The sequence below is a fragment of the Flavobacterium terrigena genome (assembly GCF_900108955.1).
GTDB classification, from domain to species: Bacteria; Bacteroidota; Bacteroidia; order Flavobacteriales; family Flavobacteriaceae; genus Flavobacterium; species Flavobacterium terrigena.
Window position 1 is genome coordinate 482,117 of sequence record NZ_FNYA01000002.1, and the last position, 18,579, is coordinate 500,695.

Sequence of the window (18,579 nt, forward strand, 5' to 3'; positions counted from 1 at the left end):
TTTTTTATGGTTAGCAAAAACCAAATTAAACTAATTAATAGTTTACAGCAAAAAAAGTACCGTAAGTTACACAATCTTTTTATAGCAGAAGGAAAAAAAGTAATTCAGGAACTTATTGATGCTAATTTTAGTTTGGAACATTTATTTGTAACCAAAGAAAATTTGTTTGATAAAAAGTATAATTCCGAATTCATTTCGGATGCGGAACTTAAAAAAATATCAGCCTTAACTACTGCGAATGATTGTTTGGCTGTTTTTAAAATTAAGGAAGTAAATTCAAAAACAAGTTCTGACTTAGAATTAGCACTGGACAACATAAAAGATCCAGGAAATATGGGCACGATTATTAGATTGTGTGATTGGTTTGGAATTTCTAAAATTATTTGCACAGAAGAAACCGTTGATATTTACAATCCGAAAGTAGTTCAAGCTACGATGGGAAGTTTGGCTCGAGTAGAAGTTTTATACACGGATTTGCCTGATTATTTAAAAACGGCTGATGTAGAAATTTTCGGCACTTTTATGGAAGGAAAAAATATCTATAAACAAGAATTACCAACAAAAGGAATTATTGTAATGGGTAATGAAGCTAATGGAATTTCTAAAGAAATAGAAAATTTGGTGACTCAAAAAATTTCAATTCCAAGATTTGGGAATTTACAACAAACCGAAAGTTTAAATGTTGCGACTGCAACAGCTGTGATTTTATCGGAGTTTAAGAGAAGTCTATAAGTTACTTAGATTAATGGAACGTAAAGTTCACAAAAATTGCTCTCGTTTTCATAGATTGAATATCTCCTGTCCAAGGAGAATTTGGGTCTTTATCACGAATTAATTCGTCATTCATTCCGAAAACCCCACGAATAGATGGCGAGAATTTGAAATATTCTAAATACAAATCGATTCCAAAACCAACTTCATAATTTTGTGTCCACGTTTTTACTCTAAATCTATCTGAGGAATTATCGTCTGGTGCTTTTTCGTTGCTGCCTAAATTTAATGTAGCTGAAACTCCACCTAATAAAAACGGTCTGATATTCCCAGTTCGTAAAGCCGAATATTTTAACAATAATGGAAAATGCAAATTAGCTGCTTTTACTTCTCTTAATTGGTCAACACTATCTTCAATATCTGGATACACTAAATTTCTTTGTGTGGCATAAAATCCTGGTTCAAAACGCAAATCAAAATACTCGGTTAATCTTAAATTCCCGACTAAACCCACATTAAAACCAGTTGTTTTTTGCAATTCAATATCTTTTCCTACGGTTAAATATTTAAATTGGTAATCGTAACTACTAAAACCTAAAAAATACCCCCAATGCACTCTTTGTTTATCGTGGTTTTCATTATTAATAATTGGATTTTTACCAAAGGTTCCCCCCTGACCAAAGGAGTTCAGTGAAAATAATACTATTAAAAAGAAATATCTAAATTGCATGTTTTACTTTTTTGATGCTTTATAAATTGTAGCCACTCCCATCGTTTGAGGAAGATCCTTAACATCTATAAACCCAATTTTTCGTAAAATATTGTTCAAAGCTTCACCAAATGGAAAATTTTGTGCCGAATTTGAAAGATAAGTATAGGCTTTTTTATCTTTAGAGAACAATTTCCCTATTGTTGGCATGATGAAATTCGTATAAATATAGTATCCTTGTTTAAAAGGAAATTTTGTTGGCACCGAAGTTTCTAAGATTATAAAGTTGCCGTTTGGTTTTAAAACGCGTAATATTTCCGATAAGCCTTTTTCTAAGTTTTCAAAATTACGAACCCCGTAAGCTACTGTAATTACATCAAAATAATTTTCTGGATAAGGAATACTTTCCCCATCACCTAAAACCATTTGAATTTTTGATTCTAAATTTTTAGCTACAATCTTTTTCTTTCCAATATCTAACATACCTTGAGAAATATCTAAACCAATAATTTCGGTTGCCGATGTTTCAGCAAATAATATCGCTAAATCTCCTGTTCCTGTTGCAATATCTAAAATAGTAGTTGGATTTTGAAGTTTTACCATTTGTAAAATCTTCTTTTTCCATTTTGCGTCAGTTCCTAAAGAAATTATTTTATTCAATCCATCATAATTTCCTGAAATATTGTCAAACATTTCTGCAACTTGTTCTTTTTTGCCTTTTTCAGAATCTTGGTATGGTTTTATGGTTTCAGACATGATTGTTTATTTGTGCTACAAAAGTAATTTAAAATTATAAGTTTTAGATTATGAATTTTAAATTTAATTAGCTCTTAAATAAGTTATAAAAGTAAAATCGAAAGCGTGTTTTTCATCTTTTTCATGATGTTCTTCAAAAACGACATTCCATTTTTTAGGGTCAATTTCAGGAAAAAAAGTATCGGCTTCTACATTGGTATGCACACGAGTTAGTTCTACTTTATCTGCAATATCAATGGATTGTTTGTAAATTTCTCCACCACCAATAATATAAACCTCATCATTTTTAGGGCAAACTTCAATCGCTTTTTCTAAACTTGGTACTACAACGCAACCTTCAGGCACTTCATAGTTTTTTTGGCGTGTAATAATTACGTGTGTTCTATTTGGTAAGGGTTTTGGAAAACTTTCAAATGTTTTCCTTCCCATAATGATATAATGTCCAGAAGTTAAACTTTTAAATCGTTTAAAATCGTCAGGTAAATGCCAAACCAATTGGTTGTCTTTTCCTAAAGCATTGTTGGTTGATGTGGCTGCGATTAGTGTTAGCATGGGATTATTTTAAACAGAAACTGCTCCTTTAATGTGTTCGTGTGGTTCGTAGCCTTCTAAAGTGAAATCGTCAAAAGTGAAATCGAAAATATTAGTCACATTTGGGTTCAATTTCATTATTGGTAATTTTCTTGGTTCACGACTCAACTGTAAATTTACTTGTTCAATATGATTGTTGTAAATGTGCGCGTCACCAAAAGTGTGAATAAATTCACCTGCTTCAAATCCGCAAACTTGCGCCACCATCATCGTAAATAAAGCGTAAGAAGCAATATTGAATGGAACACCTAAGAAAATATCGGCACTACGTTGGTACAATTGACAAGATAATTTTCCGTCAGAAACATAAAACTGAAAGAAAGCGTGACAAGGTGGTAAAGCAGCTTTTCCATTCGCAACATTTTCTGAAAACGAAACCGTTGTATCTGGTAAAACCGAAGGATTCCAAGCCGAAATTAACATTCTACGGCTATTTGGATTGGTTTTTAGTGTTTCAATTAATTCTGTAATTTGATCAATTTCTTCACTGTTCCAATTTCTCCATTGGTGGCCATAAACTGGTCCTAAATTCCCATTTTCATCTGCCCAAGCATCCCAAATTTTTACGCCATTTTCTTGTAAATACGCAATATTGGTATCTCCTTTTAAAAACCACAATAATTCGTGAATAATCGATTTTAAATGTAATTTTTTGGTGGTTACCATTGGAAAACCTTCACTTAAATCGAAACGCATTTGGTAACCAAAAACACTAATGGTTCCAGTTCCTGTGCGGTCTCCTTTTTGAGTTCCGTTTTCAATTACGTGTTTTACTAAATCGTGGTATTGTTTCATACAAAGTTAGTTTCAAACCTGACAGGTTTCTAAAACCTGTCAGGTTTTTTATATTTAATGATTAAAAGCTTCAACGTCTTTTGGATCGTGTTTGTGTTTGAATAAAACTGCAAAAGCTACAGTTATAATTAATGCATAAATAGCAAAAGTTAGCCAAATGTTGTGCCAATCTTTACCTTCAGGTGTTGTAAAATAGGTATCAATTAAGAAACCACTTCCTAAACTTCCTAAGATAGCTCCAAATCCGTTGGTCATCATCATAAATAAACCTTGTGCGGAAGAACGAATTTTAGAATCGGTTGTTGTTTCTACGAAAAGTGAACCTGAAATATTAAAGAAATCAAATGCTAATCCGTAAACGATATTCGACATAATAATCATCCATAAACTTCCAATTGGATCACCATAAGCAAAGAATCCGAAACGGAAAACCCAAGCAATTAAACTGAAAAGCATTACTTTCTTAATTCCATATCTTCTCAAGAAAAACGGAATCGCTAATATGAATATTGTTTCAGAAATTTGAGAAATTGACAAAACAATATTTGCCGATTTTACTACAAATGTGTTTGCGTATTCTGGAACATTTTTAAAATCGTGAATATACGTTTCACCATACATATTTGTTAATTGTAAAGCTGCACCTAAGAACATACTAAACACAAAAAACATTGCCATTTTAGATTGTTTGAACAATTTAAACGCATCTAAACCAAAAATTTGTGATAATGTTTTATTTGTGCTTTCATCTTTAGTTGGCTCAATTTTCGGTAACGTGAAAGAGAAAATTCCCAATGCAAAAGCGAAGAATGAAGCAATATAAAACTGATTACATTCAACTGGCATGTTAGTGATAGATGCAATTGTTTTTCCAATTCCAATTCCGAAAGAAAAAGGTGGATTTACATTACTAAAAATATTCGTACACCACATGGCCACAATAAAACCGATAGTTCCCCAAACTCGAATTGGCGGATAATCTTTAATAACATTAAAGTTGAATTTCTTTAAAACTGCGTAAGAAAGAGAATTTGACAACGACAAAGTTGGCATATAAAACATCATTCCGATAAGTAATACCCAAAAGAAAGTTGAAGGGCTATCAATTGCTGGTAAGAAAAGTAAAATTACTCCATATAAAATATGATGAATTCCGTATAATTTTTCTAAGTTTAAATATTTATCTGCGATTATTCCAGAAATGGGTGGCATAATGATAGAACCCAATCCTAAAGTTGAAAATACAATTCCAAATTCGGCTCCAGACCATTGTTTAAATCCGAATCCATAACTCGCAAGAGTTGTTAGCCACGCACCCCAAACAAATAATTGTAAAAAACTTACAATCGTTAATTTTAGTTTAATGTTCATAATTTTGATTAGCTTTTAATTAGTCAAGTTTAGTTGTTGGTTGCGTGTTTGTTTTGTTGTAGTCTTAACTTTCTTTTTTGTCTATTTCTTCTTTTATGATTGCTGCTTTTTCGTAGTCTTCGTTTTGAATTGCTTCGTCTAAAAGCATATGTAATTCTTCTAAGGTATTCTTCGAATACGCATTAGTATCATCACTATCGTCACCAAAAGTTTCAGGCTCTGTTAAAATATTATCATTATTTGTATCATCTGGATTTCCTTCAGTTGGATTTAAATTTAAAAACACACCTGCTTTATCTAAGATATTTTTATACGTGAAAATTGGCGCATTAAATCGTAAGGCTAAAGCAATAGCATCAGAAGTTCGGGCGTCAATAATTTCTTCAATTCCTTCTCTTTCGCAAATGATACTTGAATAAAAAACACCATCAACCAATTTATGAATGATAACTTGTTTGATTACAATATCATATTTATCCGCAAAGGTTTTAAATAAATCGTGTGTTAAAGGGCGAGGTGGTTTTATTTCTTTTTCTAGGGCAATAGCAATTGATTGCGCTTCAAAAGCACCGATTACAATTGGCAATTTTCTATCTCCATCCACTTCATTCAAAATCAGAGCATATGCCCCATTTTGTGTTTGACTATAAGATATCCCTTTAATGGTTAATTTTACTAAACTCATTTTGTACTTAAACTTTATTCAAATGTACTATAAAAATATTTTCTATAAAATAAAAGGCTATCTAAATTAGATATTTCTATCGTATTTAGATAGCCTTTTTTAGGAGGCACAATATATAAAAAATTATGCGTTTGCCGCTTTAAAAGCTTTTAATTTTTCAATCAATTTAGGAACAACATCAAAAGCATCACCAACCACACCATAATCAGCAACTTTAAAGAAAGGCGCTTCAGGATCAGAGTTGATTACTACTTTTACTTTAGATGAGTTGATTCCTGCAATATGTTGAATCGCTCCAGAAATACCTACAGCAATATATAAATTTGCCGCTACTGGTTTTCCTGTTTGTCCTACGTGCTCAGCGTGTGGTCTCCATCCGATATCAGAAACTGGTTTAGAACAAGCAGTTGCAGCACCTAATACTGAAGCTAATTCTTCAATCATCCCCCAATTTTCAGGACCTTTTAATCCACGTCCCGCAGAAACAACAACTTCAGCATCAGCGATAGTTACTTTCCCTGTTGTTTTTTCTGAATTGGTAACTTTTACACCAAAATCTGCATCAGATAATGAAGGTGAAAAATCTTCTTCTGTTAATGAAGTAGCATTTTCAACTAATCCGAATGAGTTTTTAGAAATTCCTAAAACTTTTACGTCTGTAGCAATTTCTGATATATTGAATGCTTTGTTTGAAAAAGCATTTCTTTTTACTTGAAATGGAGCAACACTAATTGGTGCTTCGATAACGTTTGAAGCAAAACCAGCGTTTAAGTTTACTGCTACTAATGGCGCTACGTGTAAACTATCTGTAGTTGAAGCTAAAATTACTACTTTAGCACCTTCTTTTTCAGCCGCTTGCTTAATCACATCAGCGTAAGCTTTTGCACTAAATGTATTTAATTTATCGTTATTTACTTTTAACACTTTACTTACTCCATAAGCAGATAAAGCTGCATTTTCTGTAGCGTTAATTGAAACAGCAGTTACTGTTGTTCCTAACATATCGGCTACTTTTTTTGCGTATGAGGCAATTTCAAAAGCTACTTTTTTGAATTTACCATCGTTTGATTCTGTATATATTAAAACTGACATATGTTTTTATTTACGATTTACGAATTTCGATTTATGAATTAGATTACTTTAGCTTCGTTGTGTAATAAATTAATTAATTCGTCTAAATTATCTGGACTAATTAATTTTACTGCAGATTTAGCAGCTGGTTTTTCAAATTTCACAGTTGAAGTTGCATTAGCATCACTAGAAGGCTCAACAATATTTAAAGCTTTAGTTCTAGCTGTCATAATTCCTCTCATATTCGGAATTCTTAAGTCTTTCTCTTCAACTAAACCTTTTTTACCTGCTACAATTAATGGTAAACTTGCCGAAGCAGTTTCTTTTCCACCGTCAATTTCTCTAATTGTAGTTGCTTCAGTGCCTGAAACTTCTAATCCAATACAAGAATTTACAAAGTTAAAACCTAATAATCCGGCTAACATTCCAGGAACCATTCCTCCATTATAATCAATAGATTCAGTACCTGCAATAATTAAATCGTAACCACCTTGTTTTACAACATTTTCTAATTGTTTGGCAACAAATAAACCATCAGTTGGGTTTGTGTTTACACGAATTGCTTCATCAGCACCAATTGCTAGTGCTTTTCTTAATGTAGCTTCGGCATCTGCACCACCAACATTTACAACTGTTACATGAGCACCATTTTGCTCTTTTAATACAATTGCTTTGGTTAAACCAAATTCATCATTCGGGTTAATAACATATTGTACACCATTTGTATCAAATTCTGTATCGTTATTAACAAAATTAATTTTTGAAGTAGTATCAGGAACGTGACTGATGCAAACTAATATTTTCATTTTTAAATAATTTATATTGATGGGACGAAAATACAAAAAATGTTTTAAAAAAATACTATGCACGCATATAAAATGCTGTTTTTTTACACAAAATATATGATTTTTGTGAATTATGTATTTTTTTAATCATAAAACACTTATTCATTGCTTAATCAGTAAAGAAATCGTTTAAGTAAAATTATTTAATAATAATGATAGTACTCATTAAATTTTATTATTTTTGCCTTCACTAAGTTTTAGAATTAATTTATGAGAACAATACAGTTTAGAGAAGCAATTTGTGAAGCAATGAGCGAAGAAATGCGCAGAGATGAATCTGTGTACTTAATGGGTGAAGAAGTTGCTGAATATAATGGAGCTTACAAAGCTTCAAAAGGAATGTTAGATGAATTCGGTCCAAAAAGAGTAATTGACACTCCAATTGCAGAACTTGGTTTTGCAGGTATTGCAGTAGGTTCAGCTATGAATGGATGCAGACCAATTGTAGAATACATGACGTTCAATTTCTCATTAGTAGGAATTGACCAAATTATAAATAATGCTGCGAAAATGCGTCAAATGTCGGCTGGACAATTTCCTATGCCAATGGTTTTTCGTGGACCAACAGCTTCTGCTGGACAATTAGGAGCAACACACTCTCAAGCTTTTGAAAACTGGTTTGCAAACACTCCAGGTTTAAAAGTAGTGGTTCCAAGTAATGTTTACGATGCAAAAGGCTTATTAAAAGCAGCTATTAGAGATAACGATCCAGTTATTTTCATGGAATCGGAACAAATGTATGGTGACAAAGGTGAAGTTCCAGAAGGAGATTATATTATTCCTTTAGGTGTTGCCGATGTAAAACGTGAAGGAACTGATGTAACTATTGTTTCTTTTGGAAAAATTATCAAAGAAGCTTATGCTGCTGCTGAAGAATTAGCCAAAGAAGGTATTTCTTGTGAAATTATCGATTTAAGAACGGTACGTCCAATGGATTACGACTGTATTATTAATTCGGTTAAAAAAACAAATAGATTAGTCGTTTTAGAAGAAGCTTGGCCATTCGCTTCAGTTGCTTCTGAAATTACATATATGGTTCAAGAACGTGCTTTTGATTATTTAGATGCACCAATTCAAAGAATTACAACAGCTGATACACCTGCTCCATATTCTCCAACTTTATTAAAAGAATGGTTACCAAACAGTAATGATGTGGTTAAAGCTGTTAAAAAAGTAATGTATAAATAAGATTGTATATTTTTAGATTCGTTAATTAATCTAAAAAAAGTATATTTGAATCCCGATAGTAGTATCGGGATTTTTTTTTAAAATAATGACAATGAAAAACCTATTTGCCTTAATATTTTTAATTTCAACAATTGCTTTCTCTCAAACAAAAGTAAGCGGTGTAATTTTAGACGATGCCAACCAACCAATATCATACGCAACAGTAGCTTTTAAAAATTCTGCTGAGGGAGTTATTGCCGATGAGAATGGAAAATTTTATTTAGAATCGAAAAAAGTTTATACCACTTTAGCCGTTTCATTCGTAGGCTACAAAGACAAAGATGTTGAACTTACTGGAGAACACAATTACGATTTAAAAATTGTTTTAGCCAACTCCAATGAAATTGCTGAGGTAAAAGTATATGGTGGAAAAACTTCAAAAAAGAACAATCCTGCCATAGATATTTTACGTAAAATTTGGGAAAGAAAAAAGAAAAACGGCCTACGTCAATTCAATCATTATCAATACGATAAATATGAAAAAATTGAATTTGACCTAAACTCTATTGATAGCACCTTTATGAAAGGTAAAATTTTCAAGAATGTAGAGTTTATCTTTCAACATGTTGATACTTCAGCTATTACTGGTAAAAATTTCCTACCTATTTTCATCAATGAAACCATGAGTAAAGTGTATGGCGACAATGTGAAAAACAGAACTAAAGATGTATTACAAGCGAATAAATATTCAGGTTTTGGAAATGCGAATAACGACGGTGTAAATGCCTTCTTAAAAGATTTGTATGCGGACTACGATATTTATAACAATTATTTAAAATTTTTCGATAAGGATTTTGTCAGTCCATTATCTAGAACTGGAATTCAAGTATATAATTATGTTTTGGCCGATAGTACTTTCATAGACAAAAAATGGTGTTACAATATTGTATATTATCCTAGAAGAAAAAACGAGTTAACTTTTAAAGGTGATTTTTGGGTAAATGATTCTACGTTTGCTATCAAAAGCATCAACATGGAAGCCAGCAAAAGTGCTAATATTAACTGGGTTCGAGACATTTATATCGAACAAGAATTTGACGTATTAAACGATTCTGTTTTCTTATTAAAACGTGATCATATGATGACGGATTTCGCCATGACCAAAAAAGAAGGCGCTAAAGGTATGTATGGAAAAAGAACTACAATGTTCAAAAACCATGAATTCAATCAACCAAAAGACGACAAATTTTATAGAGAAGATGTAAATAATTTCGATAAAGAAGTATTCACCAAAACCGATGAATATTGGGATGAAAATCGTTTCGAGAGTTTAAATTCCAACGAAAAAGGCATTTACGAAATGCTCGACACGTTAAAAACCATTCCGAAAATTAAGCGTTTCTACAATTTAGTTTCTATTTTAGGAAGTGGCTATATTCAAGTCGGAAAATTTGATATTGGTCCGATTTTCTCTACTTTCGGATATAATGATGTGGAAGGACAACGTCTTCGTTTTGGAGGAAGAACCTATTTTGGTCCAAACGATCCATGGAGAATTCAAGGATACACCGCATATGGTTTCAAAGACGATAAAATGAAGTACGGAATCAATGCCCGAGTGATGTTGAACAAAAAAAACCGATTCATTGTTTCATTTGGAAATCGACGTGATGTAGAGCAAATTGGAGTGAGTTTAACAACTTCTAACGATGTTTTAGGAAGAAGTTTTGCTTCGTCATCGTTTTTCTCAAGCGGAACTAACAACAAACTGACGAATGTAAATCTGACGAATTTAGGTTTCGAAATCGAACCTGTAAAAAACCTAGTTTTAGAAAGTAGTTTTTCTTACCGAACTTTATCTTCAGCTTCACCTGAATTTAATATCGATTATTTCACAGATAATACGTTTACAACTACAGCAAATAAAATCACACAATCGGAAGTTAATTTACTTGTAAACTATACGCCAAAACGTAAAATGGTAGGTTATGGTGTGGATAGAATTGATGTCGATCTAAATTATCCTCGAATTTTCGTAAGTTATTCTCAAGGTTTAAAAGGAGTTTTTGATAGCGATTTTAATTACTCGAAATTACAATTTTATTACCGTCAACCCTTGCTAATTGGTGGTTTTGGAAGATTATTCTCTACTTTAGAAATTGGAAAAACTTTCGGAGCAGTTCCTTTATCATTAATGGGTGTAATTCCTGGAAATCAATCGTATTTCATCATAGATAACACATATAACTTACTAAATTATTACGATTTCGTAGCCGATCAATATACTTCACTACATTTAGAACACAATTTCAACGGAAAATTATTTTCAAGAATTCCGTTATTACGTAAGTTAAATTGGAGAGAAATTATTGGCATGAAAGCCGTTTATGGTTCGGTTTCAGATGAAAACAAAGCTATCAATGCTTCTGGACAAAATTACATTGCACCTGTTAGTGGTTATTATGAATATTCAGCCGGAATTGGAAATATCTTTAAAGTAATGCGTGTAGATGCAGCTTGGCGCGGAAGTTATTTTGACATTCCTGAAGCTCGTAAATTTACTATAAAAGTAGGTTTTGGTTTCTATTTCTAACTTGTTCAAAGTCCAACATTCGTCATCCAAAATTCAACATTTATGTTAAGTTTTTTAGAGCCACTAATAGAAATCGAACCTAAATTTCAAGTAATTATTGATACTTACGGACATCCGATTATCACCACTCGCCCATCCGGATTTGTAGCACTTTCGCAATTAATTTTAGAACAACAAGTTTCCATTGCTTCGGCAAAAGCCTGTTATGATAAAATTGAAAAGCATTTAAATGGCTTCACCCCAAAATTATTGCTCGAAGTTTCTGATGAGGAATTAAAAGCGTGCGGCGTATCTCGACAAAAAATAAGTTATATCAAAAACTTAGCACTTTGCATTGAAGAAAATAAAATCGATTTAGAAAGTTTTCATTCCAAAACCGAAATAGAAGTCTATTCCGAATTAATTCAATTAAAAGGAATTGGCAAATGGACCGCTCAAGTATATTTGATGTTTTGCCTACAAAAAAAAGACGTTTTCCCAATTGGAGATATCGCCGTACAACACACGATGCGCGAACTTTTCCAAACAGAAACGCTGGAAGAAATGGAAAATCACGCCAATAATTGGAAACCATTTCGCTCTTTAGCCACATATTTATTATGGCATCATTATCTTAGAAAAAGAAACAGATAAAATTTTTAAAAAAACTTTTCACTTTTCACTTTTCACTTTTTACTTTTTCACTACCTTTGCACCCGAAAATAAAAAGAAAAATGACAGCAGATAAAATAACAACGTTTGATGTTTTGGTAGAAATTCCTAGAGGAAGCCGAAACAAATATGAGTATGATTTCGATTTAAAAAGAATGCGTTTCGATAGAATGTTATTCTCTTCAATGATGTATCCAGCAGATTACGGTTTCATTCCTGAAACTTTAGCTTTGGATGGCGACCCATTAGATGTTTTAGTATTAGTTACTAAACCAACTTTCCCAGGTTGTGTAATCGAAGTAAAACCAATTGGAGTTTTCCACATGGCAGATGATAAAGGTCCAGATGAAAAAGTAATTTGTGTACCGGTTTCAGACCCGATTTGGAATTCTTTAAACGATTTAAGTGATGTAAATCCTCACTTGGTTAAAGAAATCGAACACTTTTTCCAAGTTTACAAAGACTTAGAAAACAAACAAGTTGATGTTGAAGGTTGGGGTGATGTAAACGAAGCTCGCGCCATCATTAAAGCATGTACAGAACGTTTCGAAGCTATTGAAAACAAACCAGAAGGCTTATTTAGCATAAAATAAACTTCCATTCATAAAAAATAACTTAAAAGGTGTTAGATTTGTAATAAATTTCTAACATCTTTTTTTATGAGCAAAAATTACATTTTGTTTGTAGCAGCAATTTCTGTTTTTAAATTCAGTTCTGCACAAACGCTTAGTTCAGCACCAACATTAACATTCACAAATGACACTGGAATTTCAACCGATAATATTGCTAGTGATGGCGATGGTGGCTCGGTAAATATTTCAGATATTAACATCCAAATTTATACTATTTCTGATGTAAATGGTGCAATAGTTACTCCTTTGTCGTGGGAAAATGCTAGTTATTACGGAGCAGGAACATACACGGGTATAACAGCAAATATGGCAACAGGTAGAAAAGGAATGGCAATTAAATCAGAAAATGGATCAGAATTCAAATTGAATCAATTTCAATATTTAAATTGGGGAGAAAGTCAAGCTGAAGGTGCCGTAAACACAATTAAAGGATTCAAAAACGGAATCGAAGTAGCCTCAACAACTTTTCAAGGTTACAATAATCCATTTTTACCAAACACTATTGTCCTAACTACTGCATTTGATGATGTTGATGAGGTAAGATTTTATATTTCAGCTGGAGGATATGAAGGCAATCAAAACTTTACTAATCATAGCATTAACTCTATTCAAGTGAGCACGCCTGTATTGAACGCAAATAGTTTTGAGCTAAATTCAAAATTAAATATTTACCCAAATCCAACTTCAAATAATGTAACTGTTGAATTATTGACAAATGAGATTTCAACACTTGAAGTTTATGATGTTTCTGGAAAATTCTTATTTACTGAAAGTCTAAACAAAGAAATAAATACAATTAATATCGAAAAATTATCATCAGGAATTTATTTCTTTAAAGTGAGTTCATCAAAAGGTATTTCTACAAATAAGATCGTAAAGAATTAAATAAAAATATTTCAATAAATTTATTAAAAAAGGCAATTATCATTAGGATAATTGCCTTTTTTGTTTATTTTTGTTAAAACGAATTAAAATTAACCATTAACTATTTACTAAAACTATGAATAATTTTATGATCTATTTGCCAATAGTTATGGCAATTATTGGATTGCTTTTTATGGCAATGAAACGTGCTTGGGTTTTAAAACAAGATGCCGGAGACGGTAAAATGAAAGAAATTTCAGATTACATTTATGAAGGCGCATTAGCTTTCTTAAAAGCAGAATACAGATTACTAGCAATATTTGTTTTATTAGCAAGTGTTGTTTTAGCAGGTATCACTTTTCTTCCTGGTGTAAAAACACATTTATTAATTGTAGTTGCCTTTGTTTTTGGAGCTTTCTTCTCTGCTTTAGCAGGAAACATGGGAATGAAAATCGCTACAAAAACTAACGTTCGTACTACTCAAGCCGCTCGTACTAGTTTACCTCAAGCCTTAAAAGTTTCTTTTGGTGGTGGAACAGTAATGGGATTAGGAGTTGCTGGCTTAGCCGTTTTAGGTTTAACAGGATTCTTTATTATATTATTCAGATATTTTATGCCAGGTGGCGTTTGGACAAACACCGAAGATATGACGGTTGTTTTAGAAACATTAGCTGGTTTTTCACTTGGAGCTGAATCTATCGCTTTATTTGCAAGAGTTGGTGGTGGAATTTATACAAAAGCTGCCGATGTTGGTGCCGATTTAGTAGGTAAAGTTGAAGCTGGAATTCCAGAAGACGATCCTCGTAATCCTGCTACAATTGCAGATAACGTGGGTGATAACGTTGGAGACGTTGCTGGAATGGGGGCCGATTTATTCGGTTCATATGTAGCAACTGTTTTAGCTGCAATGGTTTTAGGTAATTATGTAATCAAAGATATGGGTGGAAAAATTGATGATGCTTTTGGAGGAATTGGTCCAATTTTATTACCAATGGCTATCGCTGGTTTCGGAATTTTATTCTCAATTATCGGAACAATGTTAGTAAAAATTTCTAGCAACGATGCAAAAGAAAAACAAGTTCAAGGTGCATTAAATATTGGAAACTGGGTTTCTATTGCATTAACTGCAGTTTGTTGTTTCTTCTTAGTTCAATATATGTTACCTGAAGTAATGACAATGGAATTCTTCGGAGAAGGTGCTCAAAAAATCTCTTCAATGAGAGTGTTTTATGCTTCGTTAATTGGTTTATTTGTTGGTGGAGCTATTTCTTCAGTAACGGAATATTATACAGGTTTAGGTACAAATCCAGTATTGGCAATCGTACAAAAATCATCAACTGGAGCCGGAACAAACGTAATTGCTGGTTTAGCAACAGGTATGATTTCTACTTTTCCAACGGTTTTATTATTCGCAGCTGCCATTTGGTCAACGTATGCTTTAGCAGGATTTTATGGTGTGGCTTTAGCCGCTTCAGCAATGATGGCAACTACAGCAATGCAATTAGCGATTGACGCTTTCGGACCAATTTCTGATAACGCAGGTGGAATCGCTGAAATGAGTGAGTTACCAAAAGAAGTTCGTACTCGTACAGATATTTTAGATTCAGTGGGTAACACAACTGCTGCTACTGGAAAAGGTTTCGCAATTGCTTCAGCAGCATTAACTTCATTAGCATTATTCGCAGCTTATGTAACATTTACTGGAATTGACGGAATTAATATTTTCAAAGCGCCAGTTTTAGCGATGTTATTCGTAGGAGGAATGATTCCGGTAGTATTCTCAGCTTTAGCGATGAATTCTGTAGGAAAAGCAGCCATGGATATGGTATACGAAGTGCGTCGTCAGTTTAAAGAAATTCCAGGAATTATGGAAGGAACTGGAAAACCAGAATATGCAAAATGTGTGGACATTTCTACAAAAGCGGCTTTACGCGAAATGATGTTACCAGGAATTATGACAATTGGTTTCCCAATCGCAATTGTATTATTAGGTAAATTAGTTTACGGAGGCAACAACCAACTAATCGCAGAAATGTTAGGTGGTTATATGGCTGGAGTTACGGTTTCTGGTGTACTTTGGGCAGTTTTCCAAAACAACGCAGGTGGTGCTTGGGATAATGCTAAAAAATCTTTCGAAGCTGGAGTTATGATTAATGGCGAAATGACTTACAAAGGTTCAGATGCTCACAAAGCTGCTGTAACTGGAGATACAGTTGGAGATCCATTTAAAGATACTTCTGGACCATCAATGAACATCTTAATTAAATTAACGTGTTTAATTGGATTAGTAATTGCTCCAATTTTAGGAAGTGGTCACGATGCTGGAGAGCATAAGATGGGAGATTGTTGTTCTAAAGACAAAAAAGAAATGGTTTGCAAAGAAGGTAAATGTGATTTATCGAAATGTGCTACTATGACAAAAGAGGAATGTGCTAAAATGTGTGAAGAAAATGGTTGTAATCAAGAATGTAAAGATAATTGTATGTCCCAATACGATGAAAACGGTAAATATATCGGAGATGCACATGTTCATAATCAAAATTGTAATCACGGTCACGATGCTGATTATGATGCGCGTCACAAAGACAATAGCCCTGTAGTAACACAAAAAGAAACTCAAAGCATTCAAATTAAAAAAGAAATTTTAAAAGACGGAAAAACAAAAGCAACTGTAAACATGAAAACTACAATTGACGGAAAAGAAAGCGTTGATACTAAAGTTTTTGAAGGAACAGAAGCAGAAGTTAATGCAAAAATTGCAGAACTAGATAAAAAATAATCTCTTAAAACCAGATTTTTTAAAAGCCTCACAAATTGTGAGGCTTTTTTTGTATTTTTAGCCAACAAACAAACACAACTAAAATGCTTAAAAAAAGTCTACTACTACTTTTACTACTTGTTAATTTCTCCTATTCTCAAAAAGAATTGGCTTTAATTCCACAACCTTCAGAATTAAAATTAAATGAAGGTAATTTCGTTTTAAACGAAAACACAAAAATTCTACTTACAAATCCTGAATTTAAAAATGAAGTTGATTTATTCAATCAATTTTTAAAAAGCAGTTATGGTTTTGAATTACAGATTACTAATAATTCAAAAAGCCCTATAAACACAATTGAAATTCAAAAAGACAACAGTGACAAAGAATCATTAGACAAGTACATACTGAATGTTTCGCCATCACAAATCCAAATAGCATCAAAACGGAATATTGGAATTTTTTACGCATTTCAAACGTTACAGCAGCTATTTCCAATTCAAAAAAGCAACAACATAAATATTTCTTCAGTTGAAATAAAAGACCAACCCAAATACGCTTGGCGTGGTATGCATCTCGATTGCGCACGACATTTCTTTCCAAAAGAATTCATTAAAAAATATATCGATTATTTAGCGATGTACAAATTCAATACGTTTCACTGGCATTTAACTGACGATCAAGGTTGGCGAATCGAAATTAAAAAATATCCAAAATTAACGGAAGTTGGCGCATGGCGAAATGGTTCTATGATCGGACATTATAACGATCAAAAATTTGATGATAAACGCTACGGCGGATTTTACACACAAGAAGAAATTAAAGAAATTGTCGCCTACGCTACAGAACGTCACATAACTGTTGTTCCAGAAATTGAAATGCCAGGTCATGCGGTCGCAGCATTGGCAGCTTATCCAGAATATTCCTGTACGGGCGGACCGTTTGAAGTGGGAAAAATTTGGGGTGTTTTGGATGATGTTTTTTGTCCGAAAGACGAAACGTTTACTTTTTTAGAAAATGTTTTAACAGAAGTTATGTCTTTATTTCCATCTAAATACATTCATATTGGTGGTGATGAATGTCCGAAAACGCGTTGGAAAGTTTGTCCGCATTGTCAAAAAAGAATGAAAGATGAAAACTTAAAAGACGAACACGAATTACAAAGTTATTTCATTCAAAGAATTGAAAAATTCGTAAATAGTAAAGGAAGAAAAATTATCGGCTGGGATGAAATCTTAGAAGGCGGATTAGCGCCAAATGCAGCCGTTATGAGTTGGCGCGGCACAGAAGGAGGAATTGCAGCAGCGAAACAAAAACATTTTGTAGTGATGACACCTGGTTCGCATTGTTATTTCGATCATTATCAAGGTGAACCGAAAAACGAACCGATTGCGATTGGCGGTTATACCACAGTTGAAAAAGTGTATTCATTTAATCCAACTCCAAAAGAATTATCTTCGGAAGAAGCAAAATATATTTTGGGCGCGCAAGCGAATCTCTGGACAGAATATATTGAAACGCCAAGTCATGTGGAATATATGATTTTCCCTAGAATGCTAGCCTTATCGGAAGTGCTTTGGGGAACTTCAAATCCTGTAAATTATACAGATTTCCAAAACAGAATGATCAAACATTTTGATGCTTTAGAAGCAAAAGGAATTAATTATAGTAAATCTATTTTTGAAGTGACTACAAAAGTGAAACCTTCAACAACTGGAAATGGTGTTTTATTCGAATTAAAATCGGCAAACAACTCCAACAAAATCCGATATACAACGGATGGTTCTAATCCAACTGCAAACTCTTTTCCATATTCAAATCCAATCGAAATTACAAAAAGTCAAACCATAAAAGCAGCTTATTTCGAAAACGAAAAACAAAAAAGTGGTTACATAGAACAAACCTTCTCATTAAATAAAGCAACAGGAAAAAAGATAACTTTAACAGATCCACCTCATGAAAATTATAGTATTGGCGGTGCTTTAACTTTAGTAGATGGTGTTTTAGCCAACCGTAGTAAACTAGGAAAAGATTGGTTAGGTTTTTCTGGAAAAGATATGAATGCAACAATTGATTTAGGTAAATCGGAAGCGATTCATAAAGTCTCCGTTAGTGTTTTGGAAAGTCAAGGCAGTTGGATTTATTACCCACAAAGTATTGGTGTTTTGATATCATCAGATGGAGAAAATTACAGATTAGGTACAATCATTTCATCAGAAAAAATCAAAGATTCTAAAGGAAGAATTGTTGTAACATTTGATAATCAACAAGCAAAGTTCATTAAAGTTATAGCTTATAATGCTGGAAAAACCCCAGAAGGCTTACCTGGAGCAGGTTCAAACGCATGGTTATTTGTTGATGAAATCGGAGTCGAATAAAA

General features: G+C 32.9%; 16 protein-coding genes. 8 read left to right on the plus strand and 8 right to left on the minus strand.

Features of this window, described 5'->3' with window-relative positions; all coding sequences use genetic code 11:
* Nucleotides 1-6 precede the first annotated feature (6 nt).
* Nucleotides 7-732, plus strand: coding sequence for a TrmH family RNA methyltransferase (locus BMX42_RS05540; RefSeq protein ID WP_091310111.1), 726 nt, complete (start codon nt 7-9; stop codon nt 730-732).
* 10 nt (nt 733-742) lie between these two features.
* Here the strand turns inward: BMX42_RS05540 and porT are convergent, their stop codons facing one another.
* The 8 genes from porT to BMX42_RS05580 all read right to left on the minus strand — a co-directional run bounded on the left by porT (nt 743) and on the right by BMX42_RS05580 (nt 7,495).
* Entirely contained in the window at nt 743-1,441 is a 699-nt protein-coding gene (gene porT, locus BMX42_RS05545) for a type IX secretion/gliding motility protein PorT/SprT (protein WP_091310115.1), read from the minus strand.
* A gap of 3 nt (nt 1,442-1,444) precedes the next feature.
* Nucleotides 1,445-2,176 carry a bifunctional demethylmenaquinone methyltransferase/2-methoxy-6-polyprenyl-1,4-benzoquinol methylase UbiE gene (gene ubiE, locus BMX42_RS05550; RefSeq protein ID WP_091310118.1) on the minus strand — a complete coding sequence of 244 codons (732 nt, stop codon included), beginning with the start codon at nt 2,174-2,176 and terminating at the stop codon, nt 1,445-1,447.
* 63 nt (nt 2,177-2,239) lie between these two features.
* Nucleotides 2,240-2,728, minus strand: coding sequence for a dihydrofolate reductase (locus BMX42_RS05555; protein ID WP_091310122.1), 489 nt, complete (start codon nt 2,726-2,728; stop codon nt 2,240-2,242).
* Between the two features lie 9 nt (nt 2,729-2,737).
* Nucleotides 2,738-3,562, minus strand: coding sequence for a thymidylate synthase (locus tag BMX42_RS05560; protein ID WP_091310126.1), 825 nt, complete (start codon nt 3,560-3,562; stop codon nt 2,738-2,740).
* Between the two features lie 54 nt (nt 3,563-3,616).
* The gene (locus BMX42_RS05565) at nt 3,617-4,933 is read right to left on the minus strand and encodes a nucleoside permease (protein WP_091310130.1); all 1,317 of its coding nucleotides are present in this window, start codon (nt 4,931-4,933) and stop codon (nt 3,617-3,619) included.
* A 64-nt stretch (nt 4,934-4,997) separates the two neighbouring features.
* Nucleotides 4,998-5,618: a bifunctional nuclease family protein gene (locus BMX42_RS05570; RefSeq protein WP_091310134.1), complete on the minus strand. Its 621-nt coding sequence runs from the start codon at nt 5,616-5,618 to the stop codon at nt 4,998-5,000.
* Nucleotides 5,619-5,741: 123 nt separating this feature from the next.
* Entirely contained in the window at nt 5,742-6,710 is a 969-nt protein-coding gene (locus BMX42_RS05575) for an electron transfer flavoprotein subunit alpha/FixB family protein (RefSeq protein ID WP_091310138.1), read from the minus strand.
* Nucleotides 6,711-6,748: 38 nt separating this feature from the next.
* Nucleotides 6,749-7,495, minus strand: coding sequence for an electron transfer flavoprotein subunit beta/FixA family protein (locus tag BMX42_RS05580; RefSeq protein WP_091310141.1), 747 nt, complete (start codon nt 7,493-7,495; stop codon nt 6,749-6,751).
* 249 nt (nt 7,496-7,744) lie between these two features.
* Between BMX42_RS05580 and BMX42_RS05585 the strand changes: the two genes are divergently transcribed.
* The 7 genes from BMX42_RS05585 to BMX42_RS05615 all read left to right on the plus strand — a co-directional run bounded on the left by BMX42_RS05585 (nt 7,745) and on the right by BMX42_RS05615 (nt 18,577).
* Entirely contained in the window at nt 7,745-8,722 is a 978-nt protein-coding gene (locus BMX42_RS05585; protein WP_091310144.1) for a pyruvate dehydrogenase complex E1 component subunit beta, read from the plus strand.
* A gap of 85 nt (nt 8,723-8,807) precedes the next feature.
* Nucleotides 8,808-11,294 carry a DUF5686 and carboxypeptidase-like regulatory domain-containing protein gene (locus BMX42_RS05590; RefSeq protein ID WP_394332815.1) on the plus strand — a complete coding sequence of 829 codons (2,487 nt, stop codon included), beginning with the start codon at nt 8,808-8,810 and terminating at the stop codon, nt 11,292-11,294.
* Nucleotides 11,295-11,336: 42 nt separating this feature from the next.
* On the plus strand, nt 11,337-11,927 hold the full coding sequence (locus BMX42_RS05595; RefSeq protein ID WP_091310148.1) for a DNA-3-methyladenine glycosylase family protein: 591 nt from the start codon (nt 11,337-11,339) through the stop codon (nt 11,925-11,927).
* Nucleotides 11,928-12,007: 80 nt separating this feature from the next.
* Complete coding sequence (locus BMX42_RS05600) at nt 12,008-12,538, plus strand: inorganic diphosphatase (RefSeq protein ID WP_091310151.1); 531 nt, start codon at nt 12,008-12,010, stop codon at nt 12,536-12,538.
* A gap of 66 nt (nt 12,539-12,604) precedes the next feature.
* Nucleotides 12,605-13,462 (plus strand): T9SS type A sorting domain-containing protein, encoded by an 858-nt coding sequence (locus BMX42_RS05605; protein WP_091310155.1) that lies wholly within the window; start codon nt 12,605-12,607, stop codon nt 13,460-13,462.
* A gap of 115 nt (nt 13,463-13,577) precedes the next feature.
* On the plus strand, nt 13,578-16,220 hold the full coding sequence (locus tag BMX42_RS05610) for a sodium-translocating pyrophosphatase (RefSeq protein WP_091310158.1): 2,643 nt from the start codon (nt 13,578-13,580) through the stop codon (nt 16,218-16,220).
* Nucleotides 16,221-16,303: 83 nt separating this feature from the next.
* Nucleotides 16,304-18,577 (plus strand): glycoside hydrolase family 20 protein, encoded by a 2,274-nt coding sequence (locus BMX42_RS05615; RefSeq protein ID WP_091310162.1) that lies wholly within the window; start codon nt 16,304-16,306, stop codon nt 18,575-18,577.
* The last annotated feature ends 2 nt before the right edge of the window (nt 18,578-18,579 follow it).